The 21,780-nt window shown below is 38.7% G+C and carries 23 protein-coding genes and 1 pseudogene; 19 read left to right on the plus strand and 5 right to left on the minus strand.

Annotated features, from left to right (window positions below; translation table 11 throughout):
• Positions 1–44: 44 nt before the first annotated feature.
• Positions 45–137, minus strand: a pseudogene (locus F886_RS20700) (hypothetical protein); the annotation flags it as partial.
• Between the two features lie 737 nt (positions 138–874).
• Here F886_RS20700 and F886_RS17750 point away from each other — a divergent pair.
• The gene (locus F886_RS17750; protein ID WP_005309040.1) at positions 875–1,348 is read left to right on the plus strand and encodes a DUF4844 domain-containing protein; all 474 of its coding nucleotides are present in this window, start codon (positions 875–877) and stop codon (positions 1,346–1,348) included.
• An 11-nt stretch (positions 1,349–1,359) separates the two neighbouring features.
• Here the strand turns inward: F886_RS17750 and F886_RS17755 are convergent, their stop codons facing one another.
• On the minus strand, positions 1,360–2,052 hold the full coding sequence (locus F886_RS17755; RefSeq protein WP_005309041.1) for a tetratricopeptide repeat protein: 693 nt from the start codon (positions 2,050–2,052) through the stop codon (positions 1,360–1,362).
• 261 nt (positions 2,053–2,313) lie between these two features.
• Here F886_RS17755 and F886_RS17760 point away from each other — a divergent pair, with 261 nt between their 5' ends.
• From F886_RS17760 to F886_RS17790, 7 genes are read left to right on the plus strand one after another with little or no spacing between them, the layout of a single operon-like run.
• A complete protein-coding gene (locus F886_RS17760) occupies positions 2,314–5,106 on the plus strand; it encodes a type VI secretion system Vgr family protein (protein ID WP_005309043.1) in 2,793 nt (930 codons plus the stop codon).
• Entirely contained in the window at positions 5,103–6,221 is a 1,119-nt protein-coding gene (locus tag F886_RS17765; RefSeq protein ID WP_005309046.1) for a hypothetical protein, read from the plus strand. The genes F886_RS17760 and F886_RS17765 overlap by 4 nt, the downstream gene beginning before the upstream one ends.
• A 14-nt stretch (positions 6,222–6,235) precedes the next feature.
• Positions 6,236–6,751, plus strand: coding sequence for a hypothetical protein (locus F886_RS17770; protein ID WP_005309048.1), 516 nt, complete (start codon positions 6,236–6,238; stop codon positions 6,749–6,751).
• 52 nt (positions 6,752–6,803) lie between these two features.
• On the plus strand, positions 6,804–7,160 hold the full coding sequence (locus F886_RS17775; RefSeq protein ID WP_005309050.1) for a hypothetical protein: 357 nt from the start codon (positions 6,804–6,806) through the stop codon (positions 7,158–7,160).
• A 6-nt stretch (positions 7,161–7,166) separates the two neighbouring features.
• Positions 7,167–7,508 (plus strand): hypothetical protein, encoded by a 342-nt coding sequence (locus tag F886_RS17780; protein WP_005309052.1) that lies wholly within the window; start codon positions 7,167–7,169, stop codon positions 7,506–7,508.
• Between the two features lie 5 nt (positions 7,509–7,513).
• Positions 7,514–7,870 carry a hypothetical protein gene (locus F886_RS17785; RefSeq protein WP_005309054.1) on the plus strand — a complete coding sequence of 119 codons (357 nt, stop codon included), beginning with the start codon at positions 7,514–7,516 and terminating at the stop codon, positions 7,868–7,870.
• Positions 7,871–7,915: 45 nt separating this feature from the next.
• On the plus strand, positions 7,916–8,377 hold the full coding sequence (locus tag F886_RS17790; RefSeq protein WP_005309056.1) for a hypothetical protein: 462 nt from the start codon (positions 7,916–7,918) through the stop codon (positions 8,375–8,377).
• A gap of 68 nt (positions 8,378–8,445) precedes the next feature.
• Here F886_RS17790 and F886_RS17795 read toward each other — a convergent pair whose 3' ends face one another.
• Positions 8,446–9,147 (minus strand): SDR family NAD(P)-dependent oxidoreductase, encoded by a 702-nt coding sequence (locus tag F886_RS17795; RefSeq protein ID WP_005309058.1) that lies wholly within the window; start codon positions 9,145–9,147, stop codon positions 8,446–8,448.
• A 302-nt stretch (positions 9,148–9,449) separates the two neighbouring features.
• Between F886_RS17795 and F886_RS17800 the strand changes: the two genes are divergently transcribed.
• The 7 genes from F886_RS17800 (at position 9,450) to F886_RS17830 (ending at position 14,897) form a co-directional block, all read left to right on the plus strand.
• Positions 9,450–10,034 (plus strand): TetR/AcrR family transcriptional regulator, encoded by a 585-nt coding sequence (locus F886_RS17800; RefSeq protein ID WP_005309060.1) that lies wholly within the window; start codon positions 9,450–9,452, stop codon positions 10,032–10,034.
• 197 nt (positions 10,035–10,231) lie between these two features.
• Positions 10,232–11,431, plus strand: a complete 1,200-nt coding sequence (locus F886_RS17805; protein ID WP_005309063.1) for an MFS transporter — start codon at positions 10,232–10,234, stop codon at positions 11,429–11,431.
• Between the two features lie 487 nt (positions 11,432–11,918).
• Positions 11,919–12,422 (plus strand): DUF2867 domain-containing protein, encoded by a 504-nt coding sequence (locus F886_RS17810; protein ID WP_005309065.1) that lies wholly within the window; start codon positions 11,919–11,921, stop codon positions 12,420–12,422.
• An 80-nt stretch (positions 12,423–12,502) separates the two neighbouring features.
• On the plus strand, positions 12,503–13,204 hold the full coding sequence (locus F886_RS17815) for a DUF1003 domain-containing protein (RefSeq protein WP_005309067.1): 702 nt from the start codon (positions 12,503–12,505) through the stop codon (positions 13,202–13,204).
• Positions 13,205–13,316: 112 nt separating this feature from the next.
• Positions 13,317–13,982 carry an RluA family pseudouridine synthase gene (locus F886_RS17820; protein WP_005309069.1) on the plus strand — a complete coding sequence of 222 codons (666 nt, stop codon included), beginning with the start codon at positions 13,317–13,319 and terminating at the stop codon, positions 13,980–13,982.
• 128 nt (positions 13,983–14,110) lie between these two features.
• Positions 14,111–14,491, plus strand: a complete 381-nt coding sequence (locus tag F886_RS17825; RefSeq protein WP_004795383.1) for a ribonuclease E inhibitor RraB — start codon at positions 14,111–14,113, stop codon at positions 14,489–14,491.
• Between the two features lie 28 nt (positions 14,492–14,519).
• Positions 14,520–14,897: a nuclear transport factor 2 family protein gene (locus tag F886_RS17830; protein WP_005309071.1), complete on the plus strand. Its 378-nt coding sequence runs from the start codon at positions 14,520–14,522 to the stop codon at positions 14,895–14,897.
• A 44-nt stretch (positions 14,898–14,941) separates the two neighbouring features.
• Here the strand turns inward: F886_RS17830 and F886_RS17835 are convergent, their stop codons facing one another.
• Positions 14,942–17,032 (minus strand): TonB-dependent receptor, encoded by a 2,091-nt coding sequence (locus F886_RS17835; protein ID WP_005309073.1) that lies wholly within the window; start codon positions 17,030–17,032, stop codon positions 14,942–14,944.
• A 74-nt stretch (positions 17,033–17,106) separates the two neighbouring features.
• On the opposite strand from F886_RS17835, the gene F886_RS17840 reads away from it, so the two are divergent.
• Positions 17,107–18,252, plus strand: a complete 1,146-nt coding sequence (locus F886_RS17840; protein ID WP_005309075.1) for an acetyltransferase domain-containing protein — start codon at positions 17,107–17,109, stop codon at positions 18,250–18,252.
• A 40-nt stretch (positions 18,253–18,292) separates the two neighbouring features.
• Here F886_RS17840 and F886_RS17845 read toward each other — a convergent pair whose 3' ends face one another.
• On the minus strand, positions 18,293–18,760 hold the full coding sequence (locus F886_RS17845; RefSeq protein ID WP_001247568.1) for an Lrp/AsnC ligand binding domain-containing protein: 468 nt from the start codon (positions 18,758–18,760) through the stop codon (positions 18,293–18,295).
• Positions 18,761–18,896: 136 nt separating this feature from the next.
• On the opposite strand from F886_RS17845, the gene F886_RS17850 reads away from it, so the two are divergent.
• The 3 genes from F886_RS17850 to F886_RS17860 are packed head-to-tail and all read left to right on the plus strand — an operon-like array spanning position 18,897 to position 21,656.
• On the plus strand, positions 18,897–20,162 hold the full coding sequence (locus F886_RS17850) for a D-amino acid dehydrogenase (protein WP_005309077.1): 1,266 nt from the start codon (positions 18,897–18,899) through the stop codon (positions 20,160–20,162).
• A gap of 20 nt (positions 20,163–20,182) precedes the next feature.
• Complete coding sequence (gene alr / locus F886_RS17855) at positions 20,183–21,286, plus strand: alanine racemase (RefSeq protein WP_005309079.1); 1,104 nt, start codon at positions 20,183–20,185, stop codon at positions 21,284–21,286.
• Positions 21,287–21,296: 10 nt separating this feature from the next.
• Complete coding sequence (locus F886_RS17860; protein ID WP_000071347.1) at positions 21,297–21,656, plus strand: RidA family protein; 360 nt, start codon at positions 21,297–21,299, stop codon at positions 21,654–21,656.
• The last annotated feature ends 124 nt before the right edge of the window (positions 21,657–21,780 follow it).

Genomic DNA, 21,780 nt, shown 5'->3' on the forward strand with positions numbered 1-21,780 from the left:
AATAAACCATTGCAGCACAGAGATAAAGGGGCTAAGCCAAACGCTTAACCCAGACTACTTTTGTCACACCGCTGCATGACGCTGAAAAAAGTAGGGGCAAAGTCCCGTGGGAGAACAGGACTTTGCAAACTGAAAAACCGTAGCTGCTTAGAACCAAATTTAAAGCCAAAATAGATTTATAAATTGTCATATTATTCTCATAATGATTTATATCTATGAGTAGAATAAAAATATAATTGGTTTTAAGGTTTAAAATAATTTTTAGATAATAATTAATCCTCCCATAAATATAGGAAAATATGATAATTGAAATTTTAAAATAAAAATAATTTATAAATTTAAAAAATAGACAATAGAAAACCTAAATTTTAAATAAATAAAATGATTAAGCAGGAGAGGGAATAAGTTTGAAAAGTGTCATGGTCAACTCCTTAAAAAATGGAGTCCTACCACCAGATCACCGTCAATTGATTATGGTGGTAGAACGAAAGAGGGTTGACAGACTGGAAACAAAGGAACCAGCACACACAAAGGTGTCCCCCTTCCGCCCTACCATAGAGAAAAAGGGGGCGAACGAGTTCCCGACACACAAAATAAGAATTTTGCATATCGTCTTTGTTATTCGCGGTCTGTCATAACCGACTGGCAAATGTAGGCCAGCAACGAGATAATAATCGGTGATTTTAATTACGTCAATTTAATATTTAAAATATTTTTGATTTAATAATAAAACTAAATGTATTTTTAAAATAATAGAATTAATGTTTATATTTAATTAGAAAAAATAAAGAATAAGATAAAATTTCATAGATGTGGAAAATCATAATTAAATTAGTTTATATTGGATGTGGAAAGATATAAAAGTAATAAAATTATGAAAAAGCTTTTGGTTGTAGTCATGGCCGTCTTAAGTTCACAAGTTGGTTGTGCCCAGAAAACTGACAATAAAACAGAAATGCGTATTCAAAATTCAAACTCTATTGTTATTCAACAATTAGAAAAGTTTAAAGCTCAAGATCATTTTGCTGGAGATGGACAACTATATACAGGGGTTCAAAATCCTGCATTACGTATGAGCTTGAACCAGAAAGTGGCTGATGCTGCACAAGCTTTTATTGCACTCTATCAACAAAAGAATGAACCAACTAAGGCAGAACTTTTACATGTTCTTGCTCATGGAATTAGCCAAATCGATCCTGACAAGCTTGATACAGAAGATCGAGAACAAGTGGCAACTACATTTGAAAGCTTTCTAGATATTGTAGGCCTAGAAAGTTCGGAAGGTATTTTAAATAAATGGCTATATGGTGAAGAAATTAGTGAGTTATTAGAGCTAGATAAACATTAAGTTTTAATACCTTATTCTAAACTTTTAAGCATTTCTTTCGCATCCGAATCACCTGCATCGGCAGCTTGCTGAAACCATTTCTTTGCCAGTTGTAGGTTTTTCGGCGTGCCTTCACCATTTAAATACATCTGGGCCAAGTTGTACTGGGCATCGCTTTCATTATGCTCAGCCGCTTTGGTGTACCACTTAAGTGCCTGATTATTGCTTTGTGAGACGCCGTGACCTTTTTTATATAGCTGAGCTAAATTATATTCTGCGGGTGGGTAGCCTTGCTCGGCAGCACGATTAAACCACTCAAACGCCTGCACATAATTTTGCGCAGTTCCTTCACCTCTGTCGTATAACACCCCTAAGTTATATTGCGCTTTCGCATGGTCCTTGGCCGCAGCCTTAGTAAAATAATCAAAAGCGCGCTTGGCATCTTTTTCGACGCCCGTGCCTGTGTAATACATCATCCCTAAACTATATTTTGCCCCCATACTTCCATTTTGAGCAGCCGCAGTTAACCATTTAAACGCTTGCTCATAGTTTTTAACAACGCCTTGTTCGCCGCTTAAAAGCATCATCCCCAAATGATATTGAGCAACGGATTGCCCTTGCTCTGCACGATATTGAATATCAGCCACACTCGGTTCAGCAAATGCTGAAGAATGAAAAAAGAAAATCACCGTAAATATATAAAAAACAGACTTTTTTATTTTCATATCTCATCTTGAATTTTATTAATTTGAGTAGTTATTTTCTTTGATATCTATTTGAATATGAAAGAAAAATATTAAATGCATTTGGCTGATTTATAGCACTTTAAAATGATCTGATTTTACGATTTAAATACCTATTTAATAAGAAATTAACCTAAAACCGCATATTTAGACTAGTTACATTTTGAAAATGAGTATAGATAGACAGATTAGTCTTTTTTTAATTAAAATGCGGCCTAAATATAAGTTTGATTGATAATAAAAATGCAGATGAGTGTGTCGAGTATATTGGAGCGTTTAGGCCTTGTTTCACAAAATCGCGCTGTTCATATCCAATTCTCAAATCAGTCTTTAAATCAGCAAGTTTTCTTGCAGCGCATCGAGGGCGAACATACCCTTAACCAAGGTAGCGTTGCTGAGTTGCTGTGCCTATCGACAAACGCGCATATTGCATTAAAACAATTTATTGGCTGTCAGGTTGCCATAGATCAGGTGACAGATACAGGTCAGTTCTTTAGAACTACGGGCATTATTACCGAAGCAAGCCAAGGGCAAAGCGACGGCTCACTCACCATTTATAACTTAACCTTAAAAGACTCAACTGCACTCTGGCATAAACGTCGTAATAGCCGCGTGTTTATGAATAAAAGCGTGAGGGATATTAGCGAAATTCTGTTTAAAGAATGGCAGGGCAAAAGCCCGTTATTTGCCTCAAGCTTAACACTCGACGCAGCAGGCTTAACCAAAGACTACGATGTGCGTCCATTTGTGATGCAGTCCAATGAAAGTGACTATGACTTTTTAACTCGTCTGTGGCGTAGCGAAGGCATCAACTGGCTGGTCGATGAATCGCAACTTTTGGTCGCTGACCCGAATGCTTCTATTCAGCCACAAGTGCTACGTTTAATTGACGATAACCAAAACTATCAAGCCCTTGAACGACGTAGCCTCCGCTACCAACGCAGCAGTGCGACAGAACAGTTCGACACCATTACCCAAGTCAAAGCTGAGCGTCGCTTACAACCAACCTCGGTTCATGTGCAACGCTGGCAAGCCGATGCCCTACAACAAGAAGAAGGTAGTGGCAGCGTACAAGGTAAGCAGCAGCACAGCGAACACTATGACAATGCCAGCCTAAACCTTGAAGATGCGTGGCATGTCAGCCCCGCTTGGATGCAGGACTTAAAAGGCGAAGATCAAGCCACAGCGTCAGGCAATAGCCAGATTGAACAGCTTAACCAGCACATCAATGCTTATCATCATCTGAGTTCTAAACAGTTTACCGTTTCAGGTAACGTCCGTGATGCACAAGTGGGTTACTGGTTTGAACTGAATGATCACCCAGAACTCGACCAGCATGGCAGTGCTGATAAAGAGTTCTTAATCTTAAGCAAGCACTACTACAACCAGAATAATTTACCGAAAGAATTACAACAGCAACTTGAGCGACTATTACCAAAAGACAAGCTCAACGCAGCCGAACTCGACAACCAAAACCCTGAGCAGCGCCACTTTGCTGAACTGAACGTTGTTCGACGCAACATTAAAGCTGTCCCTGAATATAGCCCGTTAGAACACCGACCAGCTGCTTACCCGCAGCGCGCTAGAGTGGTGGGATTAGAGGGCGAAAGCATTCATGTTGACCAGTGGGGACGCATTAAAGTCCGTTTCTTGTTTACCCGAACTGACGACCATAGCCATGACGGTGGAGCTGGAAGTAACGACAATGACACTGACTCCGCTTGGGTGGATGTACTGACTCCATGGGCAGGCGCAGGTTATGGCGCACGCTTCTTGCCTCGAGTAGGTGAGATTGTTGTCATCGATTTCTTTGACGGCAACATTGACCGCCCGTTTGTGGTGGGGCGTATTCACGAAGCTGAGCGCCACCCAACGCAGTTCGATCAGAAAGGTCAGCTACCCGACACTAAAAAACTCAGTGGTATTCGCTCCGAAGAAGTCGATGGCAAAGGCTTTAACCAACTCCGTTTTGATGATACGACAGGTCAAATCAGTGCTCAGCTACAAAGTAGCCATGCGGCAAGCCAGCTCAACTTGGGTAACTTAAGCCATCCAAAAGACAAGGCAGAGAGTGACGGGCGTGGTGAAGGTTTTGAACTTAGAACAGACCAATGGGGCGCAGTTCGAGCTGGCAGTGGTTTACTCATTAGTACCCATAAACAAGACCAAGCTCAAGGCGTACACCTTGATGCAAATGAGGCCAAGAAACAAATCGACGGTGGCCTCAATAATGCCAAAGCACTCAGTGAAGTAGCCAAAAACCAGCAAACTGACCCTTTAGAAAATTTAGAAAACTTAAAATCCTTTATTGAAAAACTTGAGCAGCAAGACAACGCAAAAGCCAAAACCTTTAAAGAGGCGATTATGTTGTTGGCGAGCCCAAATAGCATCGCGCTGAGCAGTAACGAAGACATTCACTTAAGCGCAGATGGCCAGATAAACCAAACTGCTGGAGACAGCATTAATCTGTCTACACAAAAGAACTTGATTGCACAAGCCCAAAATAAAATTAGCCTTTTTGCAGCGCAAGAAGGCGCAAGACTCTATGCAGGTAAAGGCAAAGTTGAGATACAAGCACAAGGTGACGGAGCAGATTTAATTGCTCGTAAAGCTGTTCAGATTATTTCAGCAGAAGACAAAATTGAGGCGACAGCAGCCAAAGAAATTGTGCTCACCGCAGGCGGCTCTCAAGTCAAAATTACTGGTTCAGGCATTTTTATGACTACAAGCGGCAAATTTGAGGTGAAGGCTGGGCAGCATAAATTTAGTGGTAGTCAAACAGTAACAACCGATCTTCCTAATCTTCCATCATCACCTAATGGAAAGTATATATTGGAATTCGATGTCCGTCATAAACTTGATAATGTGGCATTAGAAAGCTTACCAACATATAGCCTTATAGACTCTAAAGGTAATATTAGAACTGGTAGTGTCCCAAAAGACGGAATTGTGCGTGTTGCTTCGTCAGATAAAGAAGAAAAATTTACCCTCATGGTTCATAAGTATGATGTAGAAGCTATGGAGGAAAAGGAGTGACTTATACTGCTCGTTTAAAGGTATTTTGCGATAATAAAGAAGTTCTGAACAAGCTAAATTATACTTTTACAAATACAACAACAAAACAGAACTATGGAGGCAAGCTTGATACGAATGGATGTACGAGAGTTTATCCATGCAACAAGTTGGATCTAATTTTTGTTGAACTCATTTTAAATAATTCTAAGCTCGCGAGAATTCGTGTTCCTGCATTAGAAAATGGAGAGTTTAATAAATCCACTTTTCAATTAAAAACAACCAGTGGCTCAACAAAACAGGCTGATACTAATAAAGTACCTGTTAAAGTAAAAAATGAACTGGAAATAGCATTAGATAGTTTAAATGGAACTGCTGTTTATTTTGGAAATAATTTCTTAGCTCATGATTCTCATCTACGTGAAATTTATATCCGTGAAGTGAAAAAGATGAGTGACCGCTACCTTCAGTTAGTCAAAGAAGGAAAGATGACAGTAAAAGAGGCGACCTCAGAGGCAACGAGTTTAAGAAATGAAATATTAGAAGGTATTCGAAAACGTAATTCACCAGTGGGACGAGCTATTGCAGAAAAAGAAAAACTGCTCACAAAAACAATGGATGAATTCATGGAATACTATGCATTACAAGAGAAAAATCCCAAATTGTTTGATGAGCTTAAGAGTAAGGGGCGTAGTGCGATAGATAGTTATGTTAAGGCCTCTGCAAAACAAGGAAACCCTATTTTTAAATCGCTTAATGATTCACAAAAGAACCGAGTGTTTTACAGCATATTAAAAGGTTCAGGGAAAACGAATGCTGGATTTAATTCTAAAATTTCATTTATGAAATGGGGGGGGAGAGCAATTGTAGTTTTCTCTGTTGCTTATGCAGGTTATGAAATCTATAACGCGGAAAATAAAGAAAAAGAAATTTACAGACAAGGTGCCTCTATTGGTGCTGGTATTGCAGGAGGCGCGGCAGGTGGAGCAATAGCAGGAGGAATTTGTGGTCCAGGATCACCTATCTGTTCTGGTATTGGTATCCTCATTGGCGGTGCAATTGGGGGGATTGCTGCATATCAACTGGTAGATGCATTCGATAAAGAATTAGAAGCATTTACTGCTTGGACTGTATTTTAAGAAGAGGTAAAACAATGCTATTTAATTTTTTTAAACAAGAAAGTAATCATAAAGGAGAAAAGTCTTCTCCATATTTAACGAAAGAACTATCTTGGGATGAAGAAAAAATAATAGCAGTTCGATTTAATGGTACACAACGGACTATATATTATAAAAATATTATACGAATAGAAATTATTATTACTGATCTTTATTTACCCGTACCTAAATGGGTTATACAAGATGATAATTTAGAAGATCATACGACAATAGATTTTTATAATGACCTAAAGCCAAATATTAATGATTTAGTTATAGACATGTTTAATAAAAATATAAAAGATTATGATAATCAGAGGGTTCACGAAAAAATTATAGAGGCAATGGGGGCAAGTAGTGGCTTATTTCATTTATGGAGCAGAGAAGATCTTGAGCAGGTACTAAATAAGATATGGGATAATAATAAAGATAAAATAGAAGCTGATATTAATAAAGCTATCAAAGATGCGGAAGAGCAGAGAAAAAACAAGCAATGGTGGAAAATTTTTTAAAAGATTTAGGATGGGTTGGCTATAATTATGCCCGAAATCTAGAGAAATAAAGATGAACTTTAAAAACTTAATAATATTGTTTTTAATGACAAGTTTTTTAGGGTGTAGTAGAGATTACAAGATTGAACCACATGAGCTTCCTGTAGGGTACGTTGGAAAGCCATATAGTCAATTTATTAAAATTACAGGAGGTAAAGTATCTGAACAACATTTTGAATTAACTTCTAATATTCCTGAAAATCAGGGTTTCCAAATTACTCCAGTAGATGATATAGATGGATACAATCATATAAAAATAGAAGGTATTCCTAAATATAAAGGAAAATACAAAATTATAATTAATACATATTTTTATGGGCGAGGCGATGATAAGCTAACTAAAACCTATGAATTTGTAGTTAAAGAATAAAAAGACATGTTTCGATATATTCTATTGGCAATGACTCTTAATGGTTGTAGCAACTATGATGCACAACCAAAGGAACTCGCTGTAGCTTATGTTAATAAATCATATTCCCAGAATATAAAAATTACTGGCGGAAAAGTAGTGGATAAGTACTTTGAAATAGAGACTAATATGCCTGATGATTTAGGATTGAAAATTCAACCGAACAATGATACTAGCGGTTTTAATGACTTCTCAATTAAAGGTATTCCCAAATATAAAGGTGAATATACAATAAATATTTCAACAGGTTTTTATGGCGGTGGTAGTGATGAACTGAATAAAAAATATAAATTAATTATTGTAGAATAAAATGGATGTATAAATATTTTTTAATAATTTTATTGATTTTATTTTCAGGTTGTAATCATGAATATACAATTGAGCCTGATAGTCTTCCCGTAGCCTATGTAGGAAAAGCATATAATCAGCAATTGAACATATCAGGTGGTAGAGTGATACCATATTCTTTTGAAGTTGAAACTAATTTCCCTAGTGATATGAATATCTCTATTGAGCCAATAGATCAAAATGAAGCAGATGCTTATAATAATTTAAAAATTTCTGGAGTTCCAAAGTATAAGGGAACTTTTACGATTCATATATATGCGGGTTTTTATGCTAGTGGGGATGGGAAGTTAGATAAGACCTATGAATTCATAGTAAATGAATAAGATATTTAATCATATGATTTTATTTGGTTTAAATAAGAAATAAGTATGAAAAAGAATTTATTAATTACCGTACTAATTTTACTTTTCATCATACAGTCCTTAATAAACTATTTCTTCTGGAAAAGTACAAAAACACCCGAAATTCATGTTCTAGAAAAACCTTTGCGGATAGCATCAAATTTCGATAACTATGCACCATATACAATTCTTCCAGCAGGGACAGTTTTATATGATGATAGTGATTCTTTAAACAGAAGAGTTATGGTTTATTTCAACTTGCAAGGTGTTGATTTTAAGTTTGAAGAACAAGATCCAGAAATATCTAAACAACCAAATGAAGTACGCTCTATTAGAAGTACAGAGCTAAGCGATATTTTAAAAACTATTCCTTTAACTAAGAAGGATATTTATTTAATTATTAAATATGATGACAGTATAAATGACTCTGTACGTTCTATTTTATTTAAAAAATATAAAATTGATCCATCAGAGTATGAAAATAATTAAAAAATTATAAATTTTAAAAAAGTAGAAGGAGCGTAATAAATTATGCTCCTTCTCTCATAAGACATTATTTAAGCAGCTTGAATGGCTTCACCACAAAAGGAAACAGTTTCTTGTTTATGTTGATGTAAATACCAGAACTGCTCCGCAACCGTTTCTGGATGCACCGTGTAGGTTTTATCTTTCGCTTCTGGAGTTCCATCTACAAAACCATTTACAATCACTTGGCTCACGTAAACATTTGAGTCAGCGAGACTATGAGCAAGCAAGTTGGTGGCTTTGTATTGAGCGGCAGCGGTAGTTGCTAATGATGAATATTCTTTAGCAACTAAATCGATGCCCACTGCATCGAAAGCAAAAATTCCGTTTGTCGATAAAATGCTACCATGATTCTTCTCTAAATCATCTAAGCAAGCTTGCACTGTCGCAATATAGCTCGAAACACGAATATGAAAGCTTTTAGTAAGCTCTAGCGGAGGGGTTTCTAATATGCTGCCTTCAATATCATGGAAAGCATTCCAATGAATATTTTTAATCTCTCCGAAGTGGTGTTTAATACGTTTTACGAGATTTGGTATATCTTCCAGAACTGCTAAATCACATGTAAAAGCATGAGCTTCTATACCTTGTGTTTTAAGTTCTAGAATGGCCTTCTCGAGTTTTTCAGCATTACGTGCCACTAAACCGATTTTATAGCCTTCTTTACCAAATTTATGTGCTACGGCTTTGGAAATACCTGTTCCATAACCAAAAATTATAATATTGTTGTTCATTATAAAGTTCCAAAAAACCAATTATTTGGTTAGAAATAGTTTATAATATGTTTTTATAATGTATTCAAGCGAAAAAATTAAATCTAAAAATAATGCAGAGATAACAAGACAAAAATATGAAAAAGACTAATTAAGTCAGTTGGTTTTAAATGGTCTGGATAATATAGCTTTTATTAAAAATTTCACCTTCATGAAAAACCTAGAGTAGTGATTTTCGAATTGAAGAAATAATTTTTTAATTTGACTTCTCTATCTTCCTGTCATAAATTAATTGGAATGATCGTTCCTAATAACTGTGTTTTATGCGAACCAAAGAATTTGAAACTGATGAAATTGCTGATGCTGCAATGCAGGTTTTTTGGCGTCGTGGTTATGCTGCAACTTCAGTGCAAGACTTGGTTGACGGTACGGGACTATCTAGAAGTAGCCTTTACAGTACCTTTCAAAACAAACAAGGGCTTTATCAAAAAGCGTTACAGCGCTATGAACTTTTAACTACACTAAATAATGTGAAGTTGTTGTCTGGTTCAGGTTCTCCGAAAGTACTTATTCGACAGTTACTTCTTAATATTGTTGAAGATGAGCTAAGTGATCCAGAACATAAAGGGTGTCTTGTCGCAAATGCGTGTTTAGAGCTGGCTGGCCATGACGAAGATGTCGCTCAATTTGTTGTAAGTAACCTCCAGAAACTACAACATGCTTTAGAGAGTTTGTTAATTAAAGCTCAACAGTCGGGAGAAATTTCTTCTACCCAAAACCCGCGTGCGTTAGCGAATTTTTTTGTAAATACTATCCAAGGGTTACGTGTTCTGGGAAAAGGCAGCCCGCTTGAACAAAGAAAGCAATGTTTAATGGATGTGGTCGAGGTTGCTTTAAACGTTTTATAAAACTCATTTAAACCTTAACTATTGTTGAACTGAATAGTTAAGGTTTTTATTTAACTTAAACTGGAACGATCATTCCGTAATAATGATTTTAGTTCACATGGAAAACAAATGTCTTCTCATCCTAACCTGATAAAACAAGCTTATAGCGATGCAGAGCAGAGTAAGTACCTTGCAAGCGAATTTGAGAGTAAACTTTTATGAATACTAAGAGTAATGAAACATCTCATCAGTTAAACGAAGAGTTTTCTGCTCAATTACCGATTTGGAAATTGTTGGCTTTTACAGTTGCAGGCTTTCTGACTATCATGACAGAAACCATGCCAGCAGGACTTTTGCCCCAAATCAGTCAAGGCTTACATATTTCAGAAGCTTATGCAGGGCAGCTTATTGCAGTATATGCCTTAGGTTCGGTTTTGGCGGCAATACCGCTTATTAGCCTCACCCGTAGTTGGAATCGGAGGCCCTTATTACTCAGTGCGATCGCAGGGTTACTTTTATTTAATGCGATTACTGCCTTATCAAATGACTATATTCTGACTTTGATTGCTCGTTTTATTGCAGGGATGGCAGCGGGTGTTATATGGGGGCTTTTAGCGGGTTATGTAAGACGCATGGTGTCAGCATCGTATCAAGGACGAGCTTTAGCAATTGCTGGGGTTGGGCAGCCCATTGCCTTGTCAATTGGTGTGCCTTTGGGTGCATGGTTGGGAACGCTGTTTGAGTGGCGTGGCGTGTTTTGGATCATGTCTTTACTGGCATTAATTTTATTTGTCTGGATTCGTTTTAGTATTCCTGATTTTGCAGGGCAGTCAGCACAGAAAAAGTTGCCCATTTTAAAAGTCCTTTTAATGCCGGGCATTAGAGCTATTTTAGCAGTCGTCTTCCTTTGGATATTGGCTCATAGCATTCTTTATACTTATATTTCACCATTTTTGGTCTCGACAGGGCAGCCATACAACGTTGAGACTATCCTGTTTATATTCGGCATTTCTTCAATTGTAGGCATTCTCATTACAGGGATGTTCATTGACCGTTCATTAAGAAAAATAACGCTTTTAAGCTTATTTATCTTTGCAATTGCGACCGCACTCTTGGGTGTTTATAGTTCTTCAAGTTTTGTCGTACTGGCGGGTGTAGTGTTATGGGGAGTAACTTTTGGTGGTGCTCCAACACTATTACAAACAGCATTGGCAAATAGTGCGGGTCACGAAGCAGATGTGGCGCAGTCTATGTTGGTCACGGTATTTAACCTTGCTATAGCTTTTGGTGGAATAGTTGGTGGTGGATTGCTTGAAAGTTTTGGGGCAGCCTATTTTCCATGGTTTATGCTGGTTTTTGCCCTTATCGCGTTATCTACTGTTTACCATGCCCGTAAACATAGTTTTATTTCTTCATAAAAGATTTTTGCCCTTCATGGTTAAAAAGTGAAGGGTGATTTACTTTTCATAGTCTGATGTACTGTCACTCAAAATAATTAATGACTTGGTAAAATAAACCGTAAAAAACAAATAAAGTGGAATTTAAATTTAACTAATTATTGTGAAATGGAAATATATTCTTTTTAATTTAAATTTTTGCGTAAAAATTCCCAAAAATATTTAAAATTAGCTGTTCTTAGAAAAACAATCCCACAGGGTGCTGGCTAAACTATATCTCAAGGGTGTGATAGGGATCGAAAAGAGTAGCATGCACCAAAACGTATAACGTTAGTGTGTACTCACCCAAAAGGTCTCGATTCGGCTTAGGACGCTATAGATCAAAAGTTTATAGGCATAAGGTTCTAACTTACAAAGTTATAATTGTTGAAGTAAACCATATACGGTTTCCCTTGACACCCTAAAAAATTCTCTATAATAAAAATGATACTTTACAAGAATATAATTCATGAATAAGCCTTATCTTTCTGCCTTGCCGCATGACAGCCAAATCTCATCTCAATTGAACAATTCTTACTTCCACGACTCGTGGAGTATTGTGCTGGGTCAGCCCGACCTGAATGTATTTGGGCAGCTCATTAAATTGTTCCAGCATACTCCGCAGTGGGTAGAGTGGAGCATGAATCTACGCAATAAAATTACTTCCAAGATTGGCCTTAAAGATTTAGGAAGTTTTAAGCAGATTGATTCGAATAAAAAAGAAAATGAATATGTTGCAGGTGACCGAATTGGAATTTTTACCTTGCTACAACGTACCGAAAATGAGTTAGTCATTGGAGATGATGATAAGCATTTGAATGTGACTTTATCTATTTATAAAAATGAAGATACCCAAGTGCTTACAGTGACCACAGTGGTACATATTAAAAATCTGCTTGGACGATTGTACATGGTACCTGTAATTCCTGCTCATCGAAAAATAGTGCCAGCGACTTTACAGATATTAGGTTAGAGTACTATTTTTATTTACGATGTGTTAGGCCGAAATCGTTTATATACTAATCTTATTATCATAATAATGGGCTGAATAATATGGACAATAAAAATCAGTATCGCCAATGCGCCGTATGCGGAAAGAGTTTTCCCTTGAAAGATCTGGTCTCTGGTGAAGTCATTCGAGATGTCATTGGTGAAGAAATCTTGAAAGATTACCCAGAGTGGTCTTTTTCAACTTTTATTTGTCGTGCTGATTTGGCGGACTACCGCATTAAATATGTGCAGTCCCTATTACGTTCAGAAAAGGGGGAGCTAACCACTTTGGAGAATGAAGTAATTGGTAGTATGCAACGGCATGAACTCATTACTCGTAATACAGAGACAGAGTTCGATCAGAATTGGACTTTGGGTGAAAAGTTAGCAGATAAAATAGCTTCATTTGGTGGAAGTTGGGTCTTTTTAACTTGTTTTGGGCTGTTTTTAGTGGCTTGGATCCTTTTTAATACCGTAGTGATGGTGGTGCATCCTGTTGATCCTTATCCATTTATTTTGCTTAACCTGATTTTATCATGTTTGGCTGCAATTCAGGCACCTGTCATTATGATGAGTCAGAACCGTCAAGAAGCCAAAGATCGCTTACGTTCGCAACATGACTATCAAATTAATTTAAAAGCTGAGCTTGAGATTCGTCATTTACATGAAAAAATGGACCATCTTTTATCGCATCAATGGGAAAGACTTGCACATATTCAAGAAATTCAGCTCGATCTTTTATCTGAAATGAATAAAAAACGGTAAAAACTAAATCTGAGTTTCACGTGGAACATGATGATAGCTTATAGATTGTTTTGCGGTAGGTCTGAAATTTCTTTATGATTTGCCGCCATGCTCCATTGCTGTTTCTACGACCATGCCTTTAAACGACAATTTTGTTTACGCTCCGCCACAAGATCCGCTTTCAATTTTATTTGAAGATGACGATTTAATTGTGGTTGATAAACCTGCGGGATTGTTGTCTGTGATGGGTCGCCTACCTGAGCATCATGACAGTGCTTATTTACGGGTGTTAGAAAAGTTCCCTTTGGCTAAAGTCACGCATCGTTTAGATATGGCGACGTCGGGCCTACTTATGTTTGCCAAGCACCGTGATGCAGAGGTTGCGGTAAGTAAAATGTTTCAGGCCAGAACAGTCAAAAAACATTATATTGCGTTGGTGCAAGGCCAAGTCGAACAAGAGGGTAGTGTTGAAGTTCCTCTCATTACTGACTGGGAAAATCGCCCAAGACAAATTGTACATTTTGAATTAGGCAAACATGCCAAAACCTTGTTTCAACCGCTCGTTTATGACGAAAAAGTAGATCAAACGCGAGTGTTACTTGAACCAGTCACAGGGCGTTCGCACCAGTTACGTGTGCACATGATGCATATTGGACACCCGATTATGGGTGACAAGTTATACCATCCTGAACCGAAACGTTTTCATTTAAGCCGTATGGCTTTACATGCTGCGTATCTGGCTTTTCAGCATCCATTGAAAGGCACAGATGTGGTCATTCAATCCCAAGTGCCTTTTTAAAATTTACATACAATTAAAAATTCAATTTGATGCAATTGGGAACGGAATATATACCCAAACTGCAATAAAAGTCGGGTATTCTTGATGTCGAATAATATTAATACTGCGACAACAACAAGGATCACTTTATGACTCGTGACTACGAACAATTTCCAGATGACGATAACGGCAATGTACTTTGGCAAATGGCTGAAGATGGGGATGATTTAACCGAGCTGCATGAAATTGAATTTTCAATTGCTTTTCAAGATCAAAAAAATGCAGAGCAATGTGCGCTGTATTTGCTTTACCAAGAGCAAAAAGTTTCACTCTTTCAAGATGACTCTGTTGAGCCAAACGAGTGGGTGATTACCATCTTCGTTAACATGGAACCTGAGTATTCAGATATTGTTGATTTGGAACAATGGTTTGCCAGCATCGCTGAAAAATTTCAAGGCGAATATGATGGATGGGGTTGTATGGCCTATGTCTTCGAGGAAGGCGACGACGAAGATGACCTGTTGCAGTAAGGTCTAAAATAAAGAGTAGGAGATAATCATGAACCTATCTCAAAAACAAATTGCAGTACGGTTTTTAGAGCTTGCTGCAGCTGGTGAAGTTGACGAAGCTTATAGCAATTACACCGCACCGAACTTCAAGCATCACAATCCTTATTATGCGAGTGATGCAACTTCGTTGAGGGAAGGGATGCGTGAAAGCGCGGCTGAAACTCCAAATAAAGTCTTTGACGTTCAACATGTCATTGAAGAGGGCGATTTGGTGGCCGTGCATTCTAAACTTGAAATGCAAATGAATGGGTTAACCACCTTGGCCGTGGTTCATATTTGTCGTTTTGAAAATGGAAAAATTGCTGAGTTTTGGGATATTGGCCAAGTACAGCCCGACCCACTCGTCAATGAAAATGGTATGTTCTAAATAGAAAAGCCCGAAATAATTCGGGCTTTTTGTTTATGTATGAATTAAAACTTCCACTGTGCCGAAATTGAAGCGTTGAGTGGTTCACCCGGTTGAACCCATAAATCGCTATAGCTTGAGACATAGTAGGTTTTATCAAATAGGTTGTTTACGTTCAGCTGATAGCGTAAGCGGTCTGATGGGGCATAGTAGCCATTTAAATTGACCAGTGTATAACTTGGTAAATTAAAGCCATTATCCAGATTATGTCCGCTACGCTCACCCACATAGGTAAGATTGGCACCTACACCTGCTTTTGTTGAGCCTTCTTGTAGAAACTCATAGTTAGTACTTACAGCACCTTGGTGTTTTGGAACATTGCTTAGACGTGCACCTTTTGCCAAGTCTTGGTCTTTTTCAATTTGAGCATCGGTATAGCTATAGTTGGCATTGACGAACCAGCGGTCAGTGATTTGACTATTTAAGTCGAACTCAATTCCTTTACTACTCACTTCGCCTGCTGCGGTTTGAAAGTCTTTGTTGATTGGATCTGTCGTCAGTACATTTTGCTTTTTCATTTTAAACAAAGCGAGACTCAGCACACTTTGGTCATTCACTTTATATTTGGTACCGACCTCGTAGCTTTCGCCTTTTTCAGGGGCAAAAGTCTGACCATTTCGGTTCATACCACTATTCATGGCAAACGAGCGGCCATAGTTTGTATAAAACGCCCATTGGTCAGAGGCTTTAAAATTTACTCCGAAACGTGGACTATTCTGGTGAAGTGTCTGGTTGTCCTCGGTCTGTTTTATATGATTTTTAAAGTTCTGTTCGACCTGATCAAAACGGTTACCAAATAGCACACTCCATTGATCATTGAAAAAGATCTGGTCTTGTAAATTAAGCGCAAAGTAACGCTGCTGTTCTTTGGTGTTAGTAAGCGGAGCTAAGTTCGGTAAATATTTGCCGTATTCAGGTTGGTAAATATCAATTGTGTTTGTTGAGCTTGTGCTGTGATTGCGACGAAGCTGGTTTTGTTTATAGTCGAGTTGACCAAGTTCGGTTGAAAGTAAAATTTCATGGCGAGCCCAAGAGGTATCAACCTTGCCAAGTAACTCTGTCTGAGCCAGAACATCTTCACTTGTATAATCACGATAGCGACGTTGACGCTCTAAAGTACGTCCATCGGCTTGCATACGGCGAGGTTCGGTTGCAAAGCCGATCATTTTGGCGTCTTTATAACTGACAGCACTATTTAGCTTCCAGTCAGGATTAAACTCGTGACTCAGACGTAATTGGTAAAAGTAATCTTTTATTTTTAAATCGCCGTCGTCAGGTTCACCTGTAAATGTTTTCGGGTCCATCACAAACTCATGATTGACTGTGCTTACACCACGGTCAAAGGTTCCTTTGTGCTCAGTAAATTCACTATCAAAGTCGAGTTGTGTCTGGTCTGAAATTTTCCATGTGAGCTGTGGTGAAAAGAACCAGCGTTCACTGCTGACATGATCACGGAAGCTTTGATTATCTTCATGAGCCACTGCTACACGATAAGCCAGTTCATCGTTAATAGGCGCGGTATGCTCTAGACTAATTCGATATTGTTCTTGAGTATTGGCACGTAGGTTAACTTCACTTTCGCTTTCCCACTGTGGTTTTTTACTGTTGAGGTTCAGCAAACCACCTGTTTCGCCGCGGCCATATAAAGCTGCCATCGGCCCTTTTAAAAACTCTAAAGATTCAATATTCACGACATCTTTTGGCGTACTAATCCCTCGGTTGACACTCAAGCCGTTACGGATCATAGAGGCACCTAAATTGGGATCGGTACTAAAACCACGGAAAGAGTAATTATCCCAAAAGCCACCACCAAAACTGTTTTGATGAAAAACCCCGCTCACCAAGCTTAATGCGTCATCAATCCGTTGAACGTCTTGTTGTTCCATCATTTGTTTTGAAACATAAGCACGGTTAAAAGGTACGTCTAAAACATCGTGAGAAAATTTAGTCGCCGAGCTATTTTGACTTACACCTTCTTGGGTGCTTTCAGCCTGAATACGTATAGTTTCAAGTACCGTTGATGTTTCTTCTGCCCAAGTGAATGTCGATATAAATGATAGACCCAACGAAGACAACAATCCTAATTTGTGTTGCATAAATAATCAGCCATGAAAGACAAAAGAAGTTTAATGTAATAATATAACGTTACATTATTTTGTTGATTACCGCTATGTCTTTAGAAAAGAATATTGAACGTTTACAGTCGATTGATGCATTGCGTGGTTTGGTGATCATCATTATGTTGCTCGACCATGTAAGAGAAACTTTCTATTTACATAAACAGGTTATCGATCCAATGGACGTAACAGTAACAGAACCGGCTTTATTTGGCAGTCGATTATTGGCCCATATTTGCGCTCCGGTTTTTGTACTTTTAACCGGTATTTCTGCATTTTTATTTCAGTCAAAAAAACAAAATTTACAGCAAACACGTGCTTTTCTATTAAAACGCGGCTTATTTTTGATTGTATTAGAGCTTACGCTTGTGAATTTTGCATGGACAGCGACTTTTCCACCCGAAGTCATTTATTTACAGGTGATTTGGGCGATCGGTATTAGCATGGTGGTGCTAGCTTGTTGTGTAAGTTTGCCTTTGCCAATTCTTGCTGGTGTAGCGTTGGTCATTATTTTTGGGCACAACTTATTAGATTCTGTGCACTTCTCACAAGGCATCCTACAGAATATATGGTTCGTTTTACATGAACGTGGCTGGATTGAATTTGCGGGTATCAAGCTTCGTACAAGTTACCCTGTTTTACCTTGGATTGGGGTGATTTTATTAGGCTACGTTTTAGGTCAGTTCTTTAGTTCAAAATATACAGCAAAGCAAAGAGGCCGCGCTTTACTCAGCCTTGGTTTAGCAAGTATTGGGTTATTTGTTTTACTACGTTTTATTAATGTTTATGGTGATCAGCCATGGCAGTATTTTGAGTCATTACAACTGAGTTTGATGAGCTTTTTTAACCTCACCAAGTATCCACCGTCTTTGTTATTTATTTTGCTGAATGTTGGAATTGGTTTGCTTGTCCTCGTTGCTTTTGAACGTATGCAGCAATATTCATTTTTAAAACCATTGGTGGTATTTGGCTCGGTACCTATGTTCCTTTATTTATTGCATTTGTATGTGCTGAAACTAATGTATGTGTTTGCACTAAATATGTGGGGAGCCAACTATGGAAATTACTTGTCGGTCAACCATGTATGGATGCTGTGGCTAATTACAATTGTACTGTCTTTTGCACTTTATCCAGCGGTTAAATGGTTCTCGAAGTTCAAACATCAAAATAAACATATTTCGATTTTAAAATATTTCTAATTTCTAAAATGTGAGTAAAGCGAGTTCAATAATGCTTGCTTTACTTGCTTACATCTAAATATAGAGTTTCTTTCACTTCTTCCATGACCACATAACTGTGTGACGATGCCGATGCGGGGAGTTTCTTTAATAAATCACCTAATAAGCGGCGGTATGCGCTCATTTCTTTTAAACGCGCTTTTACAAGGTAGTCAAATTCACCTGAAATAAGGTGACATTCGAGCACTTCAGGAATCTCAACGAGGTCTCTGGCCACTTGGTCAAATACATCGCCTGATTTGGCAGATAACTTAATTTCTAAAAAGACGAGAAGGTTACGGTCTACGTAAGCTGGGTTTAGACGGGCGTAATAACCCATGATAATGCCATCGCGTTCGAGACGTTTTACACGCTCTGAACAGGGGGTGGTAGAGAGGTTGACTCTCGATGCCAATTCACTAATCGCAATTCGTCCTTCGCGCTGCAAAATGTCCAGAATCATGCGATCTATACGATCTAAGGGGCGCATAGATATTTCCTCTTTTTTTAAAATTCTCGCGAGAAAAACATAAATTTACCTAGATTATACCCTGAAAAACAGTGAAATAAACTATTGAAGCAGAAATATACTAGTTAAATAAACTGGTGTGCGTGAGGGAATGGAAATGCGCGTAATTGTATTAGGTAGCGGCGTTATCGGAGTGGCAAGTGCCTATTATCTAGCTCAACAAGGAGCTGAGGTCACTGTTCTTGACCGTCAGTCAGGTCCTGCTGAAGAAACAAGCTTTGGTAATGCAGGTCAAATTTCGCCAGGGTATTCGACCCCTTGGGCAGCACCAGGAATCCCTTTTAAAGCTGTGAAGTGGATGTTCCAACATCACGCACCGCTTGCGATTAATTTAGATGGCAGCATGTGGCAGTTACAGTGGATGGCGCAAATGCTAAAAAACTGTAATCCACAAAGTTATGCTGTGAACAAAGAACGTATGATGCGTGTGGCTGAATACAGCCGTGATTGCTTACGTGAACTTAGAAAAGATACAGGCATTAATTACGAAAACCGTGCTAAAGGTACGTTGCAGTTATTCCGTAAAGAAGCTCAAATGGAAGCGGTTCAACGCGACATTAGCGTGCTACAAGAGTGCGGCGTAAGCTACGAATTATTAAATGGCAACGAACTTGGTCGTGTAGAACCAGCTTTGGCAAATGCGCAAGATAAACTCGTTGGTGGTTTACACTTACCAAATGACGAAACAGGTGACTGTTATTTATTTACCAATGCTTTAGCTCAAATTGCTAAAGAGTTGGGTGTTAACTTCCAGTTCAACCAGAACGTAGAAAAATTGATTGTTGAAGGCGATGAAATTAAGGGCGTTCAGGTCAATGGTACGGTCTTAACCGCAGACCGTTATGTTTTAGCGTTTGGTAGCTATTCACGTGATTTCTTGAAACCACTCGATCTACAGTTGCCTGTATATCCTGTGAAAGGTTATTCGTTGACGATTCCAATTGTTGACCCAGCTTTTGCTCCGCAATCTACAGTGCTTGATGAAACCTACAAAATTGCGATTACTCGTTTTGACCAACGTATTCGCGTAGGCGGTATGGCAGAGCTAAGCGGTTTCAATTTAGGCCTGAACGAAGACCGCCGTGCAACCTTGCAAATGGTGACTCAGGACTTGTTCCCGGGTGGCGATATGGCACAGGCATCTTTCTGGACGGGTCTACGTCCAATGACACCAGACAGCACTCCAATTATTGGAGCGACTCGCTTTAAAAATCTGTTCTTGAATACAGGTCACGGTACTTTAGGTTGGACCATGGCATGTGGTTCTGGAAAATTAATCAGCGACATCGTATTGAATCATAAGACTGAAATCAGTACAGATGGTCTTTCAATTCAGCGTTATTCACACGCACATGCTGCTTAACGGACGTTAGGAAAGTAATCATGCCTCGTCCTATTACCGCAGTGATCCACCGTCAAGCCTTACAAAATAACTTGGCGGTGGTACGCAAGGCTATGCCAAACAGTAAGGTCTTTGCCGTTGTAAAAGCCAATGCTTATGGACACGGAATTGAACGTGTTTATGAAGCGTTTAAAGCGGCAGATGGCTTTGCTTTACTTGATCTTGATGAAGCAAAACGAATTCGTGCTTTAGGTTGGACAGGTCCAATTTTATTGCTCGAAGGAGTTTTTTCTCCTCAAGATTTATTTGATTGTGTGCAGTATCAACTCAGTTTCACCATTCATAGTGAAGCGCAAATTGAGTGGGTAGAAAAGCATCCTTATCCAGCTCAATTTGATGTTTGCCTAAAAATGAACAGTGGTATGAACCGTCTTGGTTTTAAACCACAGCACTATGTTCAGGCATGGGAACGTTTAAATAACTTGGCAAATGTGTCCAAGATTACGCACATGATGCATTTTTCAGATGCAGATGGCGATCGTTTCGGCCAGCAAGGTATCGATTATCAAATCACTGCATTTGAAGAAATTATTAAAGATTTACCGGGTGAAAGGTCGGTAAGTAATAGCGCAGCAATTCTGCGTTATCAAGACCAGCTCAAATCAGATTATGCACGTAGCGGCATCATGCTCTATGGCAGCTCACCAGACTACCCGACGCATAGTATTGCGAATTGGGGCTTACAACCGACCATGAGCTTACGCAGCGAAATTATTTCCGTTCAGCATTTAGAACCGAATGAAAGCGTAGGTTATGGCTCAAACTTTGTCGCAGAGCAACCCATAACGATTGGGATTGTTGCTTGTGGCTATGCCGATGGTTATCAGCGTATTTCACCAACAGGTACGCCTGTTTTAGTGGACTCTGTCCTCACTCGTACAATTGGCCGCGTCAGCATGGATATGTTGGCAGTCGATTTAACAGGGATTGAAAGTGCCAAAGTCGGCAGTGAAGTCGTGCTTTGGGGCCAATCAAGTACAGGCGTCGTTTTACCTATTGATGATGTCGCAGTTTCATCCGGTACGGTGGGCTATGAACTGATGTGTGCTGTCACCGCCCGTGTTCAATTTATTAATCAGGTATAAGGAAATCCGAATGTCTAATTCAGATATACAAAAGATTAACACTAACGAAGTCATGAGCGCCGTGACTGTTTTTAACAAAGTGGTTTATCTGTCAGGTCAGGTACCTAAAAATACCGAACAAGACGTGGCAGGCCAAACTCGTGAAATTCTTGCAACAATTGATGAACTTTTGGCATTAGCCAATACCGACAAATCTCGCTTGCTTTCTGCACAGCTCTATTTGAAAAATCTTTCTGACTTTTCAACCGTAAATGCAATTTGGGTTGACTGGTTAAAAGGGTGTGTTGCTCCATCGCGTGCCACAATTCAGGCCGATTTGGTCAATCCAGATTGGTTAATTGAAATTGCCGTGACGGCAGCACAAAAGTAATTCGTTTTTACTCCGAAAATGATGATGTATCTAACAGAAGGAAGATAGATACGGTTTATCCAGTCATTTTTGGTGAACAGATTCAGTGACCTATGGCATACGGTTCGATTTTCGCCATAGGTTG

This window comes from Acinetobacter sp. NIPH 542 (assembly GCF_000369825.1).
Taxonomy (GTDB): Bacteria; Pseudomonadota; Gammaproteobacteria; order Pseudomonadales; family Moraxellaceae; genus Acinetobacter; species Acinetobacter oleivorans.

What these genes read in the sequence shown, in the direction of transcription:
- alr (WP_005309079.1), top strand. Translation starts at nt 20,183, where the DNA reads ATGCCTCGTCCTATTACCGCAGTGATCCACCGTCAAGCCTTACAAAAT.
- F886_RS17845 (WP_001247568.1), bottom strand. Translation starts at nt 18,760, where the DNA reads ATGCGCCCCTTAGATCGTATAGATCGCATGATTCTGGACATTTTGCAG.
- F886_RS17770 (WP_005309048.1), top strand. Translation starts at nt 6,236, where the DNA reads ATGCTATTTAATTTTTTTAAACAAGAAAGTAATCATAAAGGAGAAAAG.
- F886_RS17825 (WP_004795383.1), top strand. Translation starts at nt 14,111, where the DNA reads ATGACTCGTGACTACGAACAATTTCCAGATGACGATAACGGCAATGTA.
- F886_RS17790 (WP_005309056.1), top strand. Translation starts at nt 7,916, where the DNA reads ATGAAAAAGAATTTATTAATTACCGTACTAATTTTACTTTTCATCATA.
- F886_RS17750 (WP_005309040.1), top strand. Translation starts at nt 875, where the DNA reads ATGAAAAAGCTTTTGGTTGTAGTCATGGCCGTCTTAAGTTCACAAGTT.
- F886_RS17860 (WP_000071347.1), top strand. Translation starts at nt 21,297, where the DNA reads ATGTCTAATTCAGATATACAAAAGATTAACACTAACGAAGTCATGAGC.
- F886_RS17755 (WP_005309041.1), bottom strand. Translation starts at nt 2,052, where the DNA reads ATGAAAATAAAAAAGTCTGTTTTTTATATATTTACGGTGATTTTCTTT.
- F886_RS17805 (WP_005309063.1), top strand. Translation starts at nt 10,232, where the DNA reads ATGAATACTAAGAGTAATGAAACATCTCATCAGTTAAACGAAGAGTTT.
- F886_RS17820 (WP_005309069.1), top strand. Translation starts at nt 13,317, where the DNA reads ATGCCTTTAAACGACAATTTTGTTTACGCTCCGCCACAAGATCCGCTT.
- F886_RS17815 (WP_005309067.1), top strand. Translation starts at nt 12,503, where the DNA reads ATGGACAATAAAAATCAGTATCGCCAATGCGCCGTATGCGGAAAGAGT.
- F886_RS17780 (WP_005309052.1), top strand. Translation starts at nt 7,167, where the DNA reads ATGTTTCGATATATTCTATTGGCAATGACTCTTAATGGTTGTAGCAAC.
- F886_RS17785 (WP_005309054.1), top strand. Translation starts at nt 7,514, where the DNA reads ATGTATAAATATTTTTTAATAATTTTATTGATTTTATTTTCAGGTTGT.
- F886_RS17850 (WP_005309077.1), top strand. Translation starts at nt 18,897, where the DNA reads ATGCGCGTAATTGTATTAGGTAGCGGCGTTATCGGAGTGGCAAGTGCC.
- F886_RS17810 (WP_005309065.1), top strand. Translation starts at nt 11,919, where the DNA reads ATGAATAAGCCTTATCTTTCTGCCTTGCCGCATGACAGCCAAATCTCA.
- F886_RS17775 (WP_005309050.1), top strand. Translation starts at nt 6,804, where the DNA reads ATGAACTTTAAAAACTTAATAATATTGTTTTTAATGACAAGTTTTTTA.
- F886_RS17795 (WP_005309058.1), bottom strand. Translation starts at nt 9,147, where the DNA reads ATGAACAACAATATTATAATTTTTGGTTATGGAACAGGTATTTCCAAA.
- F886_RS17840 (WP_005309075.1), top strand. Translation starts at nt 17,107, where the DNA reads ATGTCTTTAGAAAAGAATATTGAACGTTTACAGTCGATTGATGCATTG.
- F886_RS17800 (WP_005309060.1), top strand. Translation starts at nt 9,450, where the DNA reads ATGCGAACCAAAGAATTTGAAACTGATGAAATTGCTGATGCTGCAATG.
- F886_RS17830 (WP_005309071.1), top strand. Translation starts at nt 14,520, where the DNA reads ATGAACCTATCTCAAAAACAAATTGCAGTACGGTTTTTAGAGCTTGCT.
- F886_RS17760 (WP_005309043.1), top strand. Translation starts at nt 2,314, where the DNA reads ATGCAGATGAGTGTGTCGAGTATATTGGAGCGTTTAGGCCTTGTTTCA.
- F886_RS17835 (WP_005309073.1), bottom strand. Translation starts at nt 17,032, where the DNA reads ATGCAACACAAATTAGGATTGTTGTCTTCGTTGGGTCTATCATTTATA.